The organism is Streptococcus sp. DD13 (assembly GCF_001578875.1).
Classification (GTDB): domain Bacteria; phylum Bacillota; class Bacilli; order Lactobacillales; family Streptococcaceae; genus Streptococcus.
The window spans coordinates 594,069-614,865 of sequence record NZ_KQ969506.1; the positions used below are offsets into that span (position 1 = coordinate 594,069).

At 38.8% G+C, this 20,797-nt stretch carries 14 protein-coding genes, 1 tRNA gene, 4 pseudogenes and 1 CRISPR repeat array; of the genes and pseudogenes, 5 read left to right on the top strand and 14 right to left on the bottom strand.

The features are described from left to right. Positions 1-336: 336 nt before the first annotated feature. The 3 genes from pyk to STRDD13_RS02680 form a co-directional block, all read right to left on the bottom strand. Complete coding sequence (gene pyk, locus STRDD13_RS02670; protein ID WP_067101542.1) at positions 337-1,839, bottom strand: pyruvate kinase; 1,503 nt, start codon at positions 1,837-1,839, stop codon at positions 337-339. 33 nt (positions 1,840-1,872) lie between these two features. Continuing rightward, entirely contained in the window at positions 1,873-2,886 is a 1,014-nt protein-coding gene (gene pfkA, locus STRDD13_RS02675; protein ID WP_067101545.1) for a 6-phosphofructokinase, read from the bottom strand. An 82-nt stretch (positions 2,887-2,968) separates the two neighbouring features. Then, positions 2,969-6,085: a DNA polymerase III subunit alpha gene (locus tag STRDD13_RS02680; protein ID WP_067101548.1), complete on the bottom strand. Its 3,117-nt coding sequence runs from the start codon at positions 6,083-6,085 to the stop codon at positions 2,969-2,971. Between the two features lie 987 nt (positions 6,086-7,072). Between STRDD13_RS02680 and STRDD13_RS08690 the strand changes: the two genes are divergently transcribed. Together STRDD13_RS08690 and STRDD13_RS02690 are read left to right on the top strand one after the other, a co-directional pair. After that, positions 7,073-7,729 carry an ABC transporter ATP-binding protein gene (locus tag STRDD13_RS08690; protein ID WP_067103162.1) on the top strand — a complete coding sequence of 219 codons (657 nt, stop codon included), beginning with the start codon at positions 7,073-7,075 and terminating at the stop codon, positions 7,727-7,729. A 1-nt stretch (position 7,730) separates the two neighbouring features. Beyond that, positions 7,731-8,492, top strand: coding sequence for a hypothetical protein (locus tag STRDD13_RS02690; RefSeq protein ID WP_067101551.1), 762 nt, complete (start codon positions 7,731-7,733; stop codon positions 8,490-8,492). A gap of 51 nt (positions 8,493-8,543) precedes the next feature. On the opposite strand, the gene STRDD13_RS02695 is transcribed toward STRDD13_RS02690, so the two are convergent. Beyond that, positions 8,544-8,631: transfer RNA gene (locus STRDD13_RS02695), tRNA-Ser, on the bottom strand. A gap of 247 nt (positions 8,632-8,878) precedes the next feature. On the opposite strand from STRDD13_RS02695, the pseudogene STRDD13_RS08950 reads away from it, so the two are divergent. Further along, positions 8,879-8,977, top strand: a pseudogene (locus STRDD13_RS08950) (helicase BlpT); the annotation flags it as partial. A gap of 436 nt (positions 8,978-9,413) precedes the next feature. After that, entirely contained in the window at positions 9,414-10,973 is a 1,560-nt protein-coding gene (locus tag STRDD13_RS02705; protein WP_067101557.1) for an ATP-binding cassette domain-containing protein, read from the top strand. A gap of 44 nt (positions 10,974-11,017) precedes the next feature. On the opposite strand, the pseudogene STRDD13_RS08585 reads toward STRDD13_RS02705, so the two are convergent. The 7 genes and pseudogenes from STRDD13_RS08585 to STRDD13_RS02735 all read right to left on the bottom strand — a co-directional run. Next, positions 11,018-11,134 (bottom strand): annotated as a pseudogene (locus tag STRDD13_RS08585) (zinc metalloprotease HtpX); the annotation flags it as partial. Positions 11,135-11,328: 194 nt separating this feature from the next. Then, entirely contained in the window at positions 11,329-12,237 is a 909-nt protein-coding gene (locus STRDD13_RS02710; protein ID WP_231852545.1) for a nuclear transport factor 2 family protein, read from the bottom strand. Between the two features lie 18 nt (positions 12,238-12,255). After that, a complete protein-coding gene (locus tag STRDD13_RS02715) occupies positions 12,256-12,654 on the bottom strand; it encodes a nuclear transport factor 2 family protein (RefSeq protein ID WP_067101560.1) in 399 nt (132 codons plus the stop codon). Between the two features lie 51 nt (positions 12,655-12,705). Next, positions 12,706-13,326 (bottom strand): DsbA family protein, encoded by a 621-nt coding sequence (locus tag STRDD13_RS02720; RefSeq protein WP_156471231.1) that lies wholly within the window; start codon positions 13,324-13,326, stop codon positions 12,706-12,708. A 2-nt stretch (positions 13,327-13,328) separates the two neighbouring features. Next, the gene (locus STRDD13_RS02725; protein ID WP_067101565.1) at positions 13,329-14,147 is read right to left on the bottom strand and encodes an MBL fold metallo-hydrolase; all 819 of its coding nucleotides are present in this window, start codon (positions 14,145-14,147) and stop codon (positions 13,329-13,331) included. 140 nt (positions 14,148-14,287) lie between these two features. After that, on the bottom strand, positions 14,288-14,854 hold the full coding sequence (locus STRDD13_RS02730; RefSeq protein WP_067101570.1) for a TetR/AcrR family transcriptional regulator: 567 nt from the start codon (positions 14,852-14,854) through the stop codon (positions 14,288-14,290). A gap of 165 nt (positions 14,855-15,019) precedes the next feature. Continuing rightward, positions 15,020-15,470, bottom strand: a pseudogene (locus STRDD13_RS02735) (hypothetical protein); the annotation flags it as partial. Here STRDD13_RS02735 and STRDD13_RS08955 point away from each other — a divergent pair. Beyond that, positions 15,463-15,705 (top strand): annotated as a pseudogene (locus STRDD13_RS08955) (IS30 family transposase); the annotation flags it as partial. The pseudogenes STRDD13_RS02735 and STRDD13_RS08955 overlap by 8 nt on opposite strands. A gap of 41 nt (positions 15,706-15,746) precedes the next feature. Continuing rightward, positions 15,747-18,353: direct repeats of the CRISPR family, unit length 36 nt; unit sequence GTTGTACAGTTACTTAAATCTTGAGAGTACAAAAAC. A 69-nt stretch (positions 18,354-18,422) separates the two neighbouring features. Here the strand turns inward: STRDD13_RS08955 and csn2-St are convergent. The 3 genes from csn2-St to cas1 are packed head-to-tail and all read right to left on the bottom strand — an operon-like array spanning position 18,423 to position 20,699. Then, positions 18,423-19,466 (bottom strand): CRISPR-associated protein Csn2-St, encoded by a 1,044-nt coding sequence (gene csn2-St, locus STRDD13_RS02740; protein WP_067101574.1) that lies wholly within the window; start codon positions 19,464-19,466, stop codon positions 18,423-18,425. Beyond that, entirely contained in the window at positions 19,463-19,786 is a 324-nt protein-coding gene (cas2, locus tag STRDD13_RS02745; RefSeq protein WP_003016415.1) for a CRISPR-associated endonuclease Cas2, read from the bottom strand. The genes csn2-St and cas2 overlap by 4 nt, the downstream gene beginning before the upstream one ends. A gap of 4 nt (positions 19,787-19,790) precedes the next feature. Further along, positions 19,791-20,699 carry a type II CRISPR-associated endonuclease Cas1 gene (gene cas1 / locus STRDD13_RS02750; protein WP_067101578.1) on the bottom strand — a complete coding sequence of 303 codons (909 nt, stop codon included), beginning with the start codon at positions 20,697-20,699 and terminating at the stop codon, positions 19,791-19,793. Positions 20,700-20,797: the final 98 nt, after the last annotated feature.

Here is a 20,797-nt window from a genome sequence, read left to right on the forward strand (position 1 = left end):
AAATCCCTCCATCTCCCAAGGTCAATACCTCCGGATACATCTCCTCAGCCACAATTCCCCTCCAATTTGCAGATTCGTTTTATAAAACGCCTTACTATTGTAACATATGGTGATCCAAAATAGGAAAAAACAGGACCAAAAAGAAAAGTCCTCTTCAGCAGATGAAACTCAATTGACGTGAATCTTATCAAAGGAGCTAAATTGCTAAGAGAACTTTTCGACAGTAAATTGTAAGCTGATGTTAGACTGAAAATCTTACCTTTTTTGATGCTTGATACGAAAAAGGCCTATCCGACAAGTTAAATAACTTGTTAGAATAGGCTTTTTATTCATTTATTAACGAACTGTACGGATTCGCATCGTGTTGGTACCACCTGATCCTACTGGAACACCAGCTACGATCACGATATTGTCACCTGATTCTACAAATCCTGATGCAACTGCAACACGTTCTGCAACTTCAAACATGTCATCTGTTGATGCAGGTTTTTCTGTTACGACAGGGAACACACCCCAGTTGAGCATCAATGATTTTTGAGTGATTTCATCAAATGTCACTGCAAGGATATCTGCATTTGGACGGTATTTTGAAATCGCACGCGCTGTGTTTCCTGACTCTGTCAAAGCAACGATGCACTTGATGTCCATTGATTGCGTAGCGTCTTTTACAGCTGAAGCAACAACTTCTGTTTTGTTTGTCCGTTCAAATGAAGAAGAATCCAAACGACCATATTCGTTCAAGAGTGTTTGAGCATTCTTGTCGATAGTAGCCATTGTTGTCACAGACTCAAGTGGGTATTTACCATTTGCAGACTCACCAGAAAGCATTGTAGCATCTGTACCATCAATAACGGCGTTAAATACGTCAGATACTTCAGAACGAGTCGCACGTGGTTTTTCTGTCATGGTTTCAAGCATGTTGGTAGCTGTAATCACGACTTTACCAGCAGCATTCACTTTTGTGATGATTAATTTTTGGTAAACTGGAACCATTTCAAATGGTACTTCAATCCCCATGTCTCCACGAGCAATCATGATTCCATCAGCAGCTTCAATGATTTCATCGATGTTGTCAATTCCTTGTTGGTTTTCAATTTTAGCCAACAATTGAACATGGCTATTCCCAGTTTCTTCACAGATAGCACGTACTTCATTGACATCTTTCGCAGTACGAACGAATGAAATCGCGATGAAGTTCAATCCTTGTTCCAAACCAAAGCGGATATCGTCGTTGTCACGCTCTGCAAGGGCTGGGAATGGAATCTTAGTGTTTGGAATGTTTACACCTTTTTGCTTCGCGATTACGCCATCGTTTTCCACTTCTACGATGAATTCACGAGTCGCTTCATCTTTAGCAGTTACACGAAGACCAAGTTTTCCATCGTCTACCAATACTTGGCGACCAACTTCAACATCATCAAAAACATCCAAACCACCTGCTACGTTCAAGGCAATCACGTCACGAGTTGACTTGATTCCTTGTTTCGTTGCAACACGGATTTGCTCACCAGTCTTGTATGCATATTCCTTTGCATCATCTTCAAACAATTCTGTCCGGATTTCTGGACCTTTTGTATCCAAAAGGAAACCAACTTTTTGACCAGCGATTTCTTCTGCACGACGAACAGTCGCCATCCGTTCACCTTGTTCTTGGTGATCACCATGTGAGAAGTTGAAACGGAAAGTATTAGCGCCAGCTTGGATCAGTTTCGCAATGTTTTGAGCAGATGCTTCAACATCAAGCTTTTCACCCCAGTAACCATCGTCACCGAATTTTTTTCCGCCACGGATTTCTACCGCAGGACCTAAAGTTGCAACGATTTTAACACGTTTGTTCATGTGAATGATTCTCCTTAATCAAAATTAACTACATTAACGTCTCAATTGACGAGCTAGGTCTGTCAATTGTAAATCAACTGTATGAGGTTGGTTTACGATAATTTCTCCATTTTCGCCAAGACTAAACAGAGCTTTCTCTTCTGGTGTTCCTAAGATAGGGTATTCAACCAATTTTTCGTCTTGGATCCCAACAGCCAGTCCACCACGACCCTCGAGCAACAATTCTACTGCTCGTGCACCGAAGCGCGAAGCTAGAACACGGTCTCTTGCTGATGGGCTACCACCACGGAGGATATGGCCAAGGTTGGTCGAACGTAAATCACTGGTGTCCCCAGCTTCCCGCATTTTTTGGATAAACTCATCGGCAGACATCACACCTTCAGCCAGTACAATCACGACGTGGCTCTTGTGACGTTTGACATAGCCTTCCATATTACGGCGAACTACTTCATCGAAGTCAAATGGCTCTTCAGGGATAATGATTTGATCTGCACCAGTTGCAAGACCGGACCACAAGGCAATATCTCCTGCATTACGTCCCATCACTTCTACGATAAAGGTCCGTTTGTGACTATAGGAAGTATCTGAGATCTTGTCGATAGCTTCAACTGCTGTGTTCACTGCAGTGTCAAATCCAATCGTATAGTCTGTACCGACGATATCGTTATCAATTGTTCCAGGAACACCAACAGCTGGGAAGCCGTGCTCTGTCAAGCGCATCGCTCCGTGATAAGAACCATCACCACCAATCACGACAACCCCTTCAATGCCGTGTTTTTTCAACTGCTCGATCCCTTTCAACTGACCTTCTCGTGTCGCGAATTCAGGATAACGCGCAGACTTGATAAAGGTTCCTCCACGAGAAATAATGTTAGAGACACCAGCTGTATCGAATTTGAAAATATCGCCTTCGACCATCCCAGCATATCCACGATTAATCCCGTAAACCTCTATTCCTTCATAGAGTGCTCTTCGGACGACTGCACGAACAGCTGCATTCATCCCAGGGGCGTCACCACCACTGGTTAAAACGCCAATACGTTTCATTCCTACATACTCCTTTGATATTCATTTTGACTAGATTATTATATCACACTTGACCGAAGCCTGACCACTTTTTCACTTTTTTTCAGCGATAAACCGTTTTCAGGACATATGGAGCCAGATCTTTTTCCAACTGTGGATTCATTTCGACTTGCAAGTCCTTCAGTTGGAATTGTTTTTTCTCCTCCTGATAGTATAGAACGACAGCGTGAGGACCTGGGTAGGCTTGCAGGATTTGGGCGACTTGCTGATCATTGGCATGGTCTTTTAATTGTACCCAGAAGCGTTCTACAACTGGTGTGGACAAATCTTCTAAAATCAGTTGCAACTGATCATGACGATATTGTGTCTTTCCTTTAAATTGAAAAATAGCCCCCACTTCTAGTTGGGATTGATAGCGATGATAGATTTCAGGAAAGATCGTCAACTCGACCTTCCCACTTGTATCCATGATTTGGGCGAAAGCCATCTCCTCTCCTTTCGTCTTAGTTCGAATGACGCGGAGAGACTGAATCTGTCCTAAGACCGTCGCTGTTTGCTGAGGTGTCAGTTCTGATATCCGTTGAAAAGTCTGACCGAGACTCGCCTCGATGACTTGTAAAGGATGAGGACTAATCCCTACTCCTAGGATCTCTTGCTCCTGCTCGTATTTCTCTGCAGGCGTATAATCTTCATGCTCTGTCCAGTCGTAGTTTTCTTCTGCAAAGAAACTTCCTAGTGCTTCTGCAAATACAAATAGACTCGGTAAATTCTCAAGGACTGTCTTGCGATTATAGCCCATATCATCCAGTAAGCCGATCGTTATCAGTGGCTTCAATGCTTCAATTTTACGGTAATGAGAGGGAAGACGAACGATAAAATCTTCAACTGATTGGAAGGGGCGCTTCTCCAAAATCCATAGAGCTAAATCCTTTGAAAGTCCCTTGATTCTCTTTAAGCCCAGATATAGTTTTCCATTTTGGAACTTATCCTGATAAGGAATCGTATTTAAATGGAGAGGTGCCAGCTGAAACCCATAATCAAGAGCATCTGTGACATAGTCGGTATTTCCCGAATAGCGAAGCATCACCTCATAAAAAACCTCTGGATAGTGGGTCTTTACAAAGGCCAGTTGAAAAGCTAAGGCAGAATAAGCATAGGCGTGGCTTCGGTTGAATCCATAGCCAGCAAATTTCTCAATCATGGTAAACACCTTGCGTGCAAGCGCCTCAGAATGTCCTTTGGCTTTAGCTCCCTCAAAGAAGGTGTGGGCCATTTTTTGCATTTCTTGTGGTTCCTTCTTGGACATAGCTCGCCGTAAGATATCGGCCTTCCCAAGACTAAATCCAGCAAACACTTGGGCAATTCGCATCACTTGTTCTTGGTAGAGCATAATCCCATAGGTGGACTCCAATATAGGAGCAATCGTCGGCTCCATTAGGTCAACCGTCTCCTGACCGTTTTTTCGTTTGATAAAATTGGTCGCATAATCCGACGCTCCAGGCCGATTGAGACTAGTTGTAGCAACGATGTCTTCAAAAGAACGGGGCTTAACTTGCCTTAGCAAGCGGATAGCCCCAGGCTGCTCAAACTGGAAAATTCCCTTTGTACTGCCTTGGGCAAAGAGTTGAATGGTTTTCTCATCCTTCAAAGAAATCTTTTCCATTTGAAAGTTAGGATCAAATTTTTCTTGAATTTTTTCCTGCATCCGTTGCGCAAACTTGAGATTTCGTAGGCCTAGGAAATCCATCTTTAGTAGGCCATTTGCTTCTACAGCATGGGCATCATACTGGGTGATGTACATTTCCTCCCCATATTTCAGAGGGATAATATCTGTCAAATCTTCATCGCAAATCACAATACCAGCCGCATGGATAGAGGTTTGCCGCGGGTTTCCTTCGATCCGAAGGGCAATTTGATAAGCCTTTTGGTATTCAGCTTTACTATGGATCAGCTGTCGGAAAGAAGCATTTTTTTCATAGACGGACGTTAAGTTCGCATTAAAGGGGATCTTTTGGGTAAACTGATTGAGCTCATATTCTGCTAAACCAAAGCGCTTCAGGACATCCCGAAGGGCTTGCTTGGCACCAAAGGTAGAGAAGGTCACAATCTGTGCAGAATGCATACTCCCGTAACGATCACGAACATAGCGTATAAACTCCGGGCGATATTCATCTGGGATATCGATATCAATATCGGGCATACTAAAGCGCTCCCGATTGAGAAAGCGTTCAAAAAGCAAGTGATGCTTGACAGGATCAATACCGGTAATCCCAAGAGCGTAGGCTACCAAACTCCCTACTGCAGACCCACGGCCCATTCCCATATAATAGCCCTGGCTCCGTCCAAAACGCAACAGATCCCAGACAATCAAGAAATAATCATCAAAGCCCATCTCATGAATGACAGCCAGTTCTTCTTCCAGGCGCCTCATATATTGCCCCTCAGTGAGCCCCCTTTGCTTCAACCCCTCAAAAGAACGCTCCTGCAATTCCTCCACTGCCGGTCTTTGTCGATTGAATCGTGGCAATTTCAAGTCTTGATTGAGGTCATAATGGATGGGTTGCACCAGGCGGTGCAAATTAGAAATGGCATCTGGATAGTTTAAAAACAAATCCTCATGGCCTTCTCCTGCCTGAAAGGATTGATGACGAGGAAGTTCTGTGACCTGATGAAGAGACTGGTTTTCACGAATGGCCCGCAAAACCTGCAAGACTTCCAAATCGCTCTCATCAAAGTATCGTACCTGTCTTAAAGCGATGGCCGGTTGACTGAGCTTTTTGTAAGGGGTATCTGGATATACACCTACATAATAATCTACTTCTCCGATTGTCTCTTCCAGCCGATTCAGCTCATCGATTGGAACAATCACCGCAACATCCCTTAAATAGGGACGGACATCTTCCAATGCTCGGTGGCCTAACATGCGAGCAGAAGAGATTTTCATAAGATTCTGATAACCTTCTGTCGTCTGAGCAACCATCAAGAAGCGAACCGGCTCTTTTCCTTCTCCTAGGGTCAAGTCCAATTCGCAACCAATCACTGGTTGAATATCCGCCAAACGACATTTCTCTATAAATGTATAAGCCCCGTATAGATTGTTCCGATCCATAATTCCTAAGTGGGTATAGCCCATTTCTTTTCCTTTTTGGATATAGGTGTCAATTGAAATCGTACTATCCATAAAAGTATATACTGTCTTGGTATCGATCTGAGCGAACATTGGCCTCACCTCACTTTTCATTCTCCCCTCTATTATACAAAAAGTAAGGCCTAAAAGACAAACAGACCTTGCGGATGCTAGCTTCTTCCGTTTCGAATTCCTACAAAATAGACGAAGCAACCCATTAGTTGTCTCATTTTATTCAAAATGGGGATGCACAACCCTTCCAACGTTCGTTTTCAGTCCATTTTTTCTAAAACAATCTTTTATTTTTAAGCTAAAAATGCTATAATATAGAACATTCTATCCATACAAGGAGATATCTTTATGACAGATGAAAACCAAGTTCACTCCTCTCAATTGGACCACAACTCCAATGATCCAATCGAGGCTAGTCAAGAAGTTCGTCCTCAAGCAGCATCCCCTGAAAATTCCGGAGAACCAGTAGCTTATGCTCAAACTGCTCAACCCGTCTACCCAAACTTTCCTCATCCTAGCGCTCCAGTAGGACAGCCTATGCAAGGAAATCCTTATACGACGGACCAAAATGCTGGTGCTCCCTTCCAAGGAAATCCTCAGCCTGTCTATCCAAACTTTCCTCATCCTAACGCTCCAGTAGGACAGCCTGTGCAAGGAACTCCTTATACGACGGACCAAAATGCTGGAACTTCCTTCCAAGGAAATCCTCAGCCTGTCTATCCAAACTTTCCTCATCCTAGCGCTCCAGTAGGACAGCCTGTGCAAGGAAATCCTTATACGACGGATCAAAATGCTGGTGCTCCCTTCCAAGGAAATCCTCAGCCTGTCTATCCAAACTATCCTCATCCTAGTGCTCCAGTAGGACAGCCTGTGCAAGGAACTCCTTATACGACAGATCAAAATGCTGGTGCTCCCTTCCAAGGAAATCCCCAGCCTGTCTATCCGTCCTATGCCACACAGGAACAACAGCCTGGCCAACCAGCTCAAGAGGTTACTCCATCCGAACCTAGGACCTACACCGGACCACTCTTAGAGTTACGTTCTGTTTCAAAAGCATATGGTCGGACCCTGGCCTTGGATCACGTCAATCTGCAAGTCCAACCCGGAAAAGTTGTCGGCCTCTTGGGACCAAATGGTTCTGGAAAAACGACCATTATCAAACTGATTAACGGCCTCCTTCAACCGACAGAAGGAGAAGTTCTCATCAATGGTAGTAAACCAGACCAACATACAAAGGCTATCGTTTCCTATCTCCCAGATACGACCTACCTCGATGAACAAATCAAAGTCCGTCAGGCAATTAGTTATTTTGCGGATTTTTACAAGGATTTCGACGCCAATCGTGCCTATTATTTGCTTCAAAATCTAAATATCAACCCAGATTCTCGGATGAGGGAGCTATCAAAAGGAAATCGTGAAAAGGTTCAATTGATTCTTGTCATGAGTCGACGTGCCCAACTCTACATTCTAGATGAACCAATCGGAGGGGTCGATCCAGCTACTCGCGATTACATCCTACAAACGATTATAAATAACTACTCTCCCAATTCTACAGTCTTGATCTCGACACATTTGATTGCAGATGTAGAACAAGTCCTAGATGAGGTCATTTTCATCCAGTACGGACACATCACCCGACACGAGAATGCCGCCGCATTACGCGCTCAAAGTGGCTTAAGTATCGATCAGCTATTCCGTCACGAATTTAGCGCAGGAGGATATTAAAATGTTTGGAAAATTACTCAAGTACGAATTTAAATTTGTTGGCAAGTTATACTTCGCCATCTATGCCACTATCCTAGCTCTAAGCGTGGTCATTGGCTTAATGTCAAGTAGACTCATCTTGGAGGTGCTAGGAAGTGCAACTGCCTCATCCCTTCCTGTTTTAAGCTTTTTAACAGGCGTACTCATTATTTTATTGTTTGTAGGAATCATCATCACCTATACCATGATTGCTAGTCGATTTAAACAAAGCATCTTTGGTCGCCAAGGTTACCTGACTCTGACCTTACCTGTCAGCACGCATCAATTGATCCTTGTTAAAGTACTCTCAGGCATTTTCTGGATTCTCACTTCTTTGGTTGTGACCGTTCTGTCTCTTTATATTATTACCACACTGTCCGTTTCATCAATCGGACTTAGTTCGATCACTCCAAGCTTTTTCAATTTTTTTAACATTGATCTATTAAGTTGGATCTATAATGGGGCACTGTACTTTATGTTTATTCTCCAGATCTACTTCTCCATCTCACTCGGTCATTTGGCCAATAACCATCGGACCTTCTTGGCCACTCTCTACTTCATCATTATTCTTGTGGCCACTATTTGGATTAGGAATTCTGCACGACTGGGCTATCTAGTCAGTCCCTTCAATAACAGTACTTATCAGTCCACTTTTTGGTTAGCTGTTTTGTTCAATCTCTTTTTAGCAGGTATCTTTTACATGGGGACCTATGCCATCATTCGTAACAGCGTCAATCTGGATTAAGCCAAACAAAAAGCAAGCAATTGAATTGCTTGCTTTTTATGTTTTAAAAAACGGAAGACATGGGATTCGAACCCACGCACGCTGTTACACGCCTACCGCGTTTCCAACACGGCCTCTTAAGCCTCTTGAGTAATCTTCCAACTAGAACTTATTATATGATAAGAACGGCCTGTTTGTCAACAAAGACTTTACATTTCCATAAAAATTCTCAATCTATTTCAAAAAAGAAAGCTATTTCCTCCTAAAAATCAGTTCTGTCCATCATTTTGTGTAACTATTCCAGTAGCGATTATTCAGTGATAAAATCAAGCTTTCTAAGGTGACTGAACAAAGTCCAAAACCTTTATGGATTCGTTGTTCATTTTGAAATTGTAGTTTTCGATAATACTAACCAAGCACGTTCATCTTCGCGCCATTATGACAAGTTCCATTACGAGCATGTCAAACACGTACGAACTCTCCATGGACCTGTTTTTGGATTCTGATACTCTTTCTAAAATCTCTTCAAACCACGTCAGCTTCGCCTTGCCGTACTTAAGTACAGTCTTCGGATCGCTTCCTAGTTTGCTGCTGATTTTCATTGAGTATAAAAACTAGAATTCCCTGTTTTCTATTGACAAAATTTCCTTAAAGGTATAGGATAGAACTACGAATACCGGAGGTAAGGGAGACATGAACAACTAAGTCTATCAAATAAAGAACCTTTATTTAGTAGATCTTGTTTTTGTCTCTTTTTGTGTGCTCTTTTTATACTAGATTTTCTAGTATCCTGTCCTCATTGAAAATCAAAAAACTAGAAAGCGATGCTCCTCTTGAGTTGAGTTAGGCAACGCTAAGCTAGTTTGACGATCTTTTCGACGGGGATAATAGAGCTTTCGACAGTGACTTTAAGCTCTGCTAGATAAAGTAGAGCTTTTTGTTATGCACGATCGACATTCTAGAAAGGGCAACAATATGATAAAAATCAATCATCTAACCATCACGCAAAACAAAGATCTACGAGATCTTGTATCTGACCTAACCATGACGATCCAAGACGGGGAAAAAGTTGCGATTATTGGTGAAGAAGGAAATGGTAAAACGACTTTACTAGGAGCTTTAATGGGAGAAGCATTACCTGATTTTACTATCAAGGGCGACATCCAGTCTGGCCTTCAATCACTGGCCTACATTCCTCAAAAGCTCCCCAAGTTTCTGAAAAATAGGACTCTACACGACTACTTCTTTTTGGATTCTGCTGATTTAGACTACAATATCCTCTATCGCTTGGCTGAGGAGTTACACTTTGATAGCGACCGTTTTGCCAGTGACCAAGAGATTGGGAGCCTCTCCGGTGGCGAAGCATTGAAAATTCAGCTCATCCATGAGTTGGCTAAACCTTTTGAGATTCTGTTTTTAGATGAACCTTCAAATGACCTAGACCTTGAGACGGTTGATTGGCTAAAAAGTCAGATTCTAAAGATTAGGCAAACTGTTATTTTCATTTCCCATGATGAAGACTTTCTTTCTCATACGGCAGATACGATTGTCCACCTGAGACAGGTCAAGCACCGGAAAGAAGCAGAAACACTAGTTGAGCATGTAGGCTATGAACGCTACAGTGAGCAGAGAAAGGCTAATGTTGCTAGACAAAGCCAGCAAGCTGCTAACGACCAGAGAGCCTATGACAAAACCATGGAAAAGCATCGCCGCGTCAAGCAAAATGTAGAAACTGTACTTCGAGCTACCAAAGACAGTACTGCCGGTCGCCTATTGGCTAAAAAGATGAAAACTATTCTCTCTCAAGAAAAACGCTTTGAAAAGGAAGCTCAGTCCATGACCCAAAAGCCACTTGAAGAGGAGCAAATCCAACTTTTCTTTTCAGACATCCAACCTTTACCGGCTTCTAAAGTCTTAATTCAACTGGAAAAGGAAACGTTATCCATTGGAGAGCGTGTTTTAGCTCAGGGGTTACAACTAACTATCCGTGGCCAAGAAAAAATCGGTATCATCGGCCCAAATGGTGTTGGGAAATCAACTCTGTTAGACAAGTTACAGCAACAGCTTAGCGCCAAAAGAGAAATTTCCCTTGGTTATATGCCACAAGATTACCATAAAAAACTGCAATTGGATTTATCACCAGTAGCCTATCTCAGAAAAACTGGGGAAAAAGAGGAACTACAGAAAATCCAATCTCACCTAGCCAGTCTCAATTTCAGCTATCCAGAGATGCACCACCAAATTCGCTCCTTATCTGGCGGGCAACAGGGTAAACTCCTACTTTTGGATTTAGTGTTGGGCAAACCAAACTTTCTCCTTCTGGATGAGCCCACACGAAACTTTTCTCCCACCTCTCAACCTGAAATCAGAAAACTCTTTGCCTCTTATCCTGGCGGTCTCATCACTGTTTCCCATGACCGACGTTTCTTAAAAGAGGTCTGTACGAGTATCTATCGTTTGACAGAAGAGGGTTTGGAGGCCGTTGAATTAGAAGATTTATAAATTTTGAACATAGCAAAAATCCAGAGCTGGTCTCTGGATTTTGTTTACATGCGTATCAAGCGTTCGATTCGTTCTGAGATAGGTGGGTGGGTATAAAAGAGTTTTTGAAGTCCCCCCACCTTTCTTAGGTTCATTGATACAGCGCTGCTGTCATCCTCTACGGGACAGATTATGCTCTGATTTTTGGGTTAGGAAGTTAAGTAATTCTGTGGCAAACTGAGTCATAGGAATAAATCTTTCTTGTAATGTGTTGCAACTCTACTATACAGGATTTATTCCCTTTTGTGTTTACACAAGATATTTTACAGTATCCTTTTTATTTAAAACGATAGGGATTTTCCCTACTTATAAAAATTTAAAATTTCTCGTTTGTATTCTTAGCATCTGCAGCTGGAAGAATATCTGCAATTACATCCCAATGTTCTGCAATTTTTCCATTTTGAACACGGTAAAGGTCATAAAATGCGGTATCTTTACCAGCTAGATTTCCCTCACTGATAACCAAGGCAAAGTCTCCTTGAGCAATTACTTGATGGGTTTGCTTGTAGTCCATGTTGATACCGTACTGAGCCATTTGTTCTAAAGAAGCTTTAAATCCTGATACTGTATCTACCATATCAGCATTATGCTGAATATAGTTATCTCCATCAAAGTAAGAATCGAGTTTATCAGGGTTCTTTCCGTAGATAATGTCATCGATATAGGTTGAAACAAGCTTTTTAGTTTGTTCGCTATTAACATTTGTATCAATGCTTGTCACACCGTCTACTTGGGTATGACCACTACGATTCGCCTCTCTGACTGGGCTCAAATTATCCCAATGTTCTGTGATTTTTCCATTATCATCAAATTTGAAAACATCAAAACCTACCATTTTCTGACCGCCAAAATCGTAAACACTATGAAGAACGACAGTATTTCCGTCTTCAATCTGACGTTTGATCTCAACAGTTGTAGTACCTTGGCCATTTTGAGCGCCTTCCATAATTTGTAAGAAACCATCCAATCCTGTTGCTACAGTTTGATTATGTTGGATATAGTCCTTATTTAAAACTTCTTTAGCGATTGATGTATCTCCTGTTTCAAAGGATTTTAACAATGCTACTGCTTTTTCTGTATTTGTCATTTTTGATACCTCACTATTTCCTTTTGAAATTTGTTGTTGATTTATTTTCTTTTGATTTACGTAATAAACTGTTCCTACAGCTCCTAAAAGAGCTACAGCAGTCAATCCAGCAATCCATGTTTTCATTGTTTTTTTCATTTTTTCTTCTCTTTTCTATTAATTTTTCATACTCTCTGTTACCAAAGCGCTATCTACTACTTGGATAAAATGATTAATTTTTCCTTCTTCATTAAAATGATAGAAATGTGCAAAATCAGCTTGGAAGGATTTTCCAGTAACTTTAAAGCTTCCGCTATATTTCCCGTATACAACGACATCATTCCCTGATACGATATAATTTTCTGGACTTGCCTTGTAGTTAGTCCATTCTGTCCCTAGACGACTGTGGACGTTTTCAATAACAGCGTCAATACCATGATAAATCCCACCATAAGGAAAGCCAAAAGCTTCATTCCATACCAAATCATCGGCAAAATAGGTTTTAAAATTTTCAATTCGCCCCTCATCCATTGCTTGATAGGATTGGGAAACCAGTTTTTTATAATCATATTTCATTTTCTTTACCTCTACTTTTATTATATCAATCGGAATCTAGCTACTTTTCAGTTATCTAGCACTCAAAATTTGTTGATAATTTCTTTCCAACTCTTGGATATTTGTAGCCTGACCTCTTAAATCATAATACTTTCCATCTTTTTCAAGGATCAGAGTTGGAAAAGTCGATACACCTAATTGACGAGCTTTATGAAAATCATACGGCTCCTCGGCTGTAGACCAAGCTTGTTCAATTTCTTTCAAAATCTTGGAACTATTCAAAGAAAATTCATCCAGCACTTTTTGATAAGTTTCAAGCTCCGAAAGTATTTGGCCATCCATATAAAAAGCTTGTTGTAATCTATATCCTAGAAAGACATGTTGTTGACTTGGTAGATATTTCCGAATCACACCAAATGCTTGAGCAATAGGAAGAGAATTGACTTCCAAATCTTGCTGGAAATTTTTTTCAAACTCTTCACCAAAGACCACTCCATATCGATTTGCTATTTCTTGGTTCATACCCTGGTAAGCTGCGAGCTCTTTTGTTGTTTTTTCATTTCCTTTTGCAAATAGTCCACCTGATATCATCTCTATATCAAGTTCTGGATGATCCTCCATAAACATAGTCAGATGTTTATCAAAGCCATAACACCAACCACAGTATGCATCCCATATATAATATAGTTTCATTTTTACCCCCAATTCATCTCTCCAGTCATGACTTTGGCACTCATATCAAGTACTGGTTCATTTCGTAGATTTGGGAATCTTGCTTGAATTTTTTCTTTAAATTCTTCTGAATCGGCAACCTGATCCTTTATTTCAATCGCATAATCTATATATTCAATTGAAAATTGTAAAGCTTGATTGTCAAATGACTTGGTCTCATCACCATGACTCACAACAACTAGGTCAGCATTCAATGCCATGAGTTCTCGCAAACGATCTTGCCAATTACGTAATTCTTCAACAGTTGGTGTATCCGCTAAGAATAGATGGCTTTCATTGAAAACATTAACTCCACCAATCAGTGTTTTCGTTTCTTCATTCCACAAATTAATCTGAGCTGGCTCAGAACCGATCAATTCCCAGCTGGTTTCTTGAAAGTTGATGACTTGCTCAGTCATGACAGATGGGATGACAACATTTTTAGGAAGATCTTCACCTAGGAAATCACGCCATACTTCCAGTTTATTTTCAACCGTTGCTAGGATATGTTCGACAACATATGGAGTCGCAACCGCAACTACCTCTGGAAAAGCCGCTTTAACTTCTTCTAGCCCAAAATAATAATCTGGATCACCATGGATAATGAAGATTTGTTCTAACTCTAGGTTATTTTCTTTAAGATAATTCACTATTTCTCGTCCATCTGATAAACGAAAGCGTGCTCCAATAAGAAGGGCCTTGTTATTTCGAATCACTAGTGTCGATGTGACCATAAAGCCCATTTCATCAGCTGTAAATACATGTAAGCGAGTCCCATTTGAAAGTGTAAATTCTTTTTTCATTTGTTTTTCCTCATTTCATTTCTTCGTTGTAACTTTATTTATTACATTATCCATTATACGCGAAAATAAAAAGCGTTCAATGAGCAAGATTTTTCAATCTGTTGCTTATCGAACACTTCTTTGAAAATTGTATGGTTATCTTAACTATGTTCAAACAAAATGAGTTGTTCTGTCTCTGTCATCCAGGCTGCAAGGTCTTCTTTATCTTCCAAGCATCCACCTAAAATCCAACGATTAGCCGTCGCAATAATACTAGCCTTTAAAACATCCTCCTTATATTTTGACCAAACATCATCAGGTTGATTAGAAGGAAAAAGTTTCTGGAAATACTGCGACACAATTTTGTCGAACCAACTATTCCCCAACTTATTCTCTGCCATTAATTTAAACAGAGATTTGTTTTGTTCTACATAGTCTAAAATTGGTAACATATGGGAAAAACTGTCACCGTGCTCCCAATTATCCTTGAGAGAAGTTGAATTGATATTTTGTAGAGCTTCTGAAAATTCAGCTCCCACTTCCACCTCAATTTTTTCTAATAAATCATATTTGTCTAGATAGTGAACGTAAAATGTCCCACGGTTAATTTGAGCAGTTTGAATAATTTCTGAAACAGTTATCTTCTTAAGTGGTTTTTTAGCTAGCAATTCTAAAAAAGTTGTGCGAATTGCGAGTTTGGTTTTTTTAATACGTAAATCTTCTGACATCATCATTTCCTTTCGTCTTATTATACCAGATAAAAACTTGAATGAGCTTTACTTTGCTCCAACTATTCTTGTTAGGATAAAATTGAACGAACAAAATAAGTCCTTGACAATATGAAGCCTTTCACACTATTTTTAATCATTTTTATTTCCCGACTATAAAAACTTTTATAAGATAGCTTTTGGCCCATTTTGAAAAATTATACCTAGATTGTCAAATGAAGTGAGACTCTTCATGTCACTCAGAAAAACTTGGTATGGGTGTTGATAATTCAATGATTTCCTAGGAATTCTATTTCTTTTATCAGCTATAGCTGATAAATAATTTTGAGAAATAGAAGTAAAATCCATCTGTTTCGATAGTCCCTTTCGTCTTAATAAGTCATTAGAAGGAAAGTCCATTTTATCGAAAACACCAATATCAGTTAAACGATAGAGTGTTCTCATGGAGCAAGAAATCTTATCTGGATAGGTCCCCTTTAATAACATCAAGGCTCCAATTTTGTTCCAAATGAATTTGGATAAATTCTTTTTCTGATTGCGTAAGCCTTGTTTTATTCCAACCACAGAGTTTCTTATTGACTTTATACTGCTCATAGTAGTCATAGGCAGAGTTCCCCTATCATCAGAAATTGAGTGACCAATTGAACATTGAAGTTTATTTCTCAGATCCTCACTCACCATGGCAACGAGGAAGCACTGATAATACCAATGGACTACTAGGAGAATATTTTCCAAAAGGAAGTGATCTATCATTGGTTGATGATCAAACCATTCAGCTGTGGGAAAACAAACTTAATAATAGGCCACGAAAATGTCTTAACTGGAAAACACGGACTTTTTGGCCATCTTGAGAGTACAAAAACGGCAAGAGAGATATTGCTATTGATACTAGGTTGTACAGTTACTTAAATCTTGAGAGTACAAAAACAAGTTCGACGACCATTTCTGCTTGCAGGTCGTTGTACAGTTACTTAAATCTTGAGAGTACAAAAACACACCCAAGCGTCTCCGAATCGGGATAAATGTTGTACAGTTACTTAAATCTTGAGAGTACAAAAACTATGTCCATCACTGCGTTGACATCTGTTATGTTGTACAGTTACTTAAATCTTGAGAGTACAAAAACGTTGTTTTACGTATCGAAACCGAATCCGTCGTTGTACAGTTACTTAAATCTTGAGAGTACAAAAACTAGTCAAATAAGTTTTCAGACCGTTTTTTTGTTGTACAGTTACTTAAATCTTGAGAGTACAAAAACTCATGATTTCTTCAATTTCGGTCAAAGCTTGTTGTACAGTTACTTAAATCTTGAGAGTACAAAAACCAAGGCTCACTAGTAGTATAGCATATCTCGGTTGTACAGTTACTTAAATCTTGAGAGTACAAAAACTATGGTAAAGGCTACCCCAAGAGCCAAGATGTTGTACAGTTACTTAAATCTTGAGAGTACAAAAACCCCATTATTCGGCTGATTCCGCGTACAGTAGTTGTACAGTTACTTAAATCTTGAGAGTACAAAAACTGGGCCAGTGTGTCGGCAAGTTGCTTTTCGGTTGTACAGTTACTTAAATCTTGAGAGTACAAAAACTAGGGTCGGCATCATATATCCACGCCTTGGTTGTACAGTTACTTAAATCTTGAGAGTACAAAAACATTTCGGAATCCCTGCTCCATCCATTAACGGTTGTACAGTTACTTAAATCTTGAGAGTACAAAAACAGCTAGACGACTTCACAAAGATTTTGAGAAGTTGTACAGTTACTTAAATCTTGAGAGTACAAAAACACTCTTTAGCTTACGAATACTATTTTAATAGTTGTACAGTTACTTAAATCTTGAGAGTACAAAAACAATCGGCAACGAACGAACCCTTGTAACGGAGTTGTACAGTTACTTAAATCTTGAGAGTACAAAAACTGGTAAATCGTAGCTCTGTAACGTCCTTGTGTTGTACAGTTACTTAAATCTTGAGAGTACAAAAACAGAATTAGCTGGAATAGCTTTATTCATTAAGTTGTACAGTTACTTAAATCTTGAGAGTACAAAAACTAGGCCATAGACCGGATAGTCGATGGATTCGTTGTACAGTTACTTAAATCTTGAGAGTACAAAAACGATGTTCCTTCAACAACAATTTTACCTTGAGTTGTACAGTTACTTAAATCTTGAGAGTACAAAAACAGCTTGAACCAACTATCCCAGCTGGTACAAGTTGTACAGTTACTTAAATCTTGAGAGTACAAAAACTAGATTACTTGTCAGAGCAAGAGGGGCTAGGTTGTACAGTTACTTAAATCTTGAGAGTACAAAAACCTATCGCCCGTAAACCAACTTGAGCCCATTGTTGTACAGTTACTTAAATCTTGAGAGTACAAAAACAGATACGGCCAACTTCGAAGGAGCTCAAAGGTTGTACAGTTACTTAAATCTTGAGAGTACAAAAACAAGATAAACGATTGAAACCAGCCACAATAGGTTGTACAGTTACTTAAATCTTGAGAGTACAAAAACTCATTAAGAAATGGCTGTGAGACTTCAAGGGTTGTACAGTTACTTAAATCTTGAGAGTACAAAAACTAACCGCCAATTCAGAGAAGCAAGGCAAGGTTGTACAGTTACTTAAATCTTGAGAGTACAAAAACGAAGCATTTTTTTATTAAAAAATCGTTTCAGTTGTACAGTTACTTAAATCTTGAGAGTACAAAAACAGTATTCATCAAAGATATTTTTAGAACCTGGTTGTACAGTTACTTAAATCTTGAGAGTACAAAAACAATTGCTTAATAAGTTTCGAGAAACTTTCAGTTGTACAGTTACTTAAATCTTGAGAGTACAAAAACAATCGTCTGACAGAGAGCGGAATGTATCGAGTTGTACAGTTACTTAAATCTTGAGAGTACAAAAACGTACGTTGGGATTGATTTGAAATCTTTGATGTTGTACAGTTACTTAAATCTTGAGAGTACAAAAACAGGTAGGCTCCTTCGTATCCAGTTGCGTCGGTTGTACAGTTACTTAAATCTTGAGAGTACAAAAACAATATTCAAGGTTGATAAATTTTGATTTAGGTTGTACAGTTACTTAAATCTTGAGAGTACAAAAACTTCCTTGAGGCGTTCCGTCCGAGGCCTTAGGTTGTACAGTTACTTAAATCTTGAGAGTACAAAAACACAAACTCATTAGCGTGTTCATCACTCAAAGTTGTACAGTTACTTAAATCTTGGGAGTACAAAAACAAGGAGTGACAAATTACCTGAAACGTTGATGTTGTACAGTTACTTAAATCTTGAGAGTACAAAAACTAACAATCAAGTGACCGTTTTCTAAATCATGTTGTACAGTTACTTAAATCTTGAGAGTACAAAAACGAACTAATGGGGGTACAGCTGTAGCTAAAGTTGTACAGTTACTTAAATCTTGAGAGTACAAAAACGAATTCATCTATCAAGTAGCCTTTCTTGCAGTTGTACAGTTACTTAAATCTTGAGAGTACAAAAACCTCAAATTCGTCAATTTTGGTTTTTGTAGCTCAAAACCATTATAAGGTCTTAGACTTAACTCGTCAATACTATTCTTCTAAATACTTCAATAACATTGGGTTGACTGGTTCAATACGGAATTTTATTTTCATTTCATACTGGTATAAATTATTTAATATTCTCAATGCTACTTGATCCTCAATTGATAAGCTCATATGAAGAATGTCAGAACTAAATAAATAAGGCCCAATCTTCCTTAAAGATGATAAAAATTCTGGTTTACTAGGCATTTGATTTACTGGATATTGATTAGTAAAACGTTCATACATAAATTCTAATGAATAAAAATGATCAACGTAATCTGAAACAATATTAATCTCCTCTAGTACTTCTTTCGTGACATGAAGATATCCTTCATTTGAAGGAAATGAAATAGTGTATAACATGTTACAATGATTGGTTAATCGCTCTAATTGTTCACAACACTCAACAAATTCCTTATAAGATAAATAATCATCCATATTTCGGAGAACAAGTAATACCTTTTCAGATTGATCCGTAATTACTACTTGCAACATCGAAAGGAATAATAAAAACTTTGTCTTATTGTCAACAAATTCAAAGGATATATTTTTATCGTTCTGTCCAAAATAGGGCAGAAAATTTTTTTGGATCAATTGGTCTGCATTAAAATATTTCGCTTCTGTATGATAGTTAATACCATCTAGTTGTAGATTCAAATTCTGATTCAACAGCAAAGAAATCCTATCTAGATGATCATTAATATTTTCAATTTGCTCCATCATCTCCACTGTATTAATCTTTTTCTTTAGATAATCATAAGCTATCGTTCCTTTTTTATACTCCATCTGCTCGATTAGATCATTGATATTCGATAGTTGGATCACTCTGAATTCCGAACGGGAAACCACCGTATCGTCTATTAAGATTTTGGGTTCATTTTGTTCGAATAGGACTAAGTCTTCTTCACTATATTTTTTTCCTCCAAAATACCATAACAGAATTTGCCAAATATAGTACTTTAATTGTTGATCTTGGCCAACAACTTGGGTAAATTGTCCAAAACTCAATGTAATATTATCCTTGTATGGATGACTGATATTCATTTTCATATAACTACCAACTTGTTATCACTGACTACTTCTTCTTGTTTTGTTTTTCCACCAATGATCAAAACCATTTCAGAAAACTGTTTCTCCGTAACCGCTAGTAAACGGACATTGCCACTAGGTAAATTACTTTGGCTTAATTTTTTATAGAATTTACTAGCAAAACTGCGATTTGGACACGTTCTATAATAAACTGAAAACTGTAACATTTCAAAACCATTAGCAATTAGATCTTTCCGAAAATTACGATAGATTCTTTTTTCTTGATTTGTATCCATAGGAAGATCAAAAAAACACAATAACCTCAATGCTTCATACCTCATTTCTTTAGCTCCATTCTACACTAGAAACGATCGGACAGTAGAATTTACTCGTATCCTTATCCGAAATACATTTTAAAAACCCCTTAACATATTTATCCATTGCTACCGTTACAGAACAAGTTTCCTTTCCATAACGAATTTTTGCATTCAACGTATCTGTTAATGCTAAACGAAACTCATATTTCAAATATTCTTCATCCAGCAAATTTTGGTAAACCCAGACATCAATAATTTGCCTAAAAGGTTCCATTAAGTCGTCTACCAAATTAAATTGATTGTATTCATTTTTATGAAAAATTCCGATTAAGGGATTTAGCCCATACCCAGCAATAATACGCGCCATTTGCGCTCTCATAATGGCATAGCCGTAATTTAGACCTGCATTAATGACATCCGTTTCCTGTTGGGTAAGACGAACGAATTTCTTTCCAAATAATTCATTGAAATAAACTTTTGCAGCGTGTCCTTCACGATTGGTTTTATCTCCAAATTCAATATGATCTTTATAATCTGCTAATAGCTGAATACAATCAATATTTTTTTCAAACATCGAGAGAACATCTTGCTGATTATTTATTTTGAAGTAGGTCACTATTTGCCATAATTTTTCTTTCTGCTCCTGCGTCCACAACAATTGTTCCTGTAACTTTTTATAGGCTCTAAAATGGCCATTTTGTGAATGGTAAATACCTGTTGGCAAATGCTCGTTATCACAGACAATTAAAGCAATATTATACTTACTTAAGGCACTTAACAATCTTAGGGTTACAACCGTTTCTCCTCCTTCTGCGACAATGATAGAAATATCACTCAAGGGGATAACATAATCTTCACCCATCTTCTTAATCAAAAGATTATCCAACTTTAATTGCATTTTTTCACTTTGACAAACATGTACAATTCTCCAAGTCATTATTTGTATCCTCTTTACAAAACGAAAACACCCCGCCATAAATGACAGGGTGTTGAATTCGGCATGAAGCCTTATCTTTGTAGCTTCTGCAAGATTTA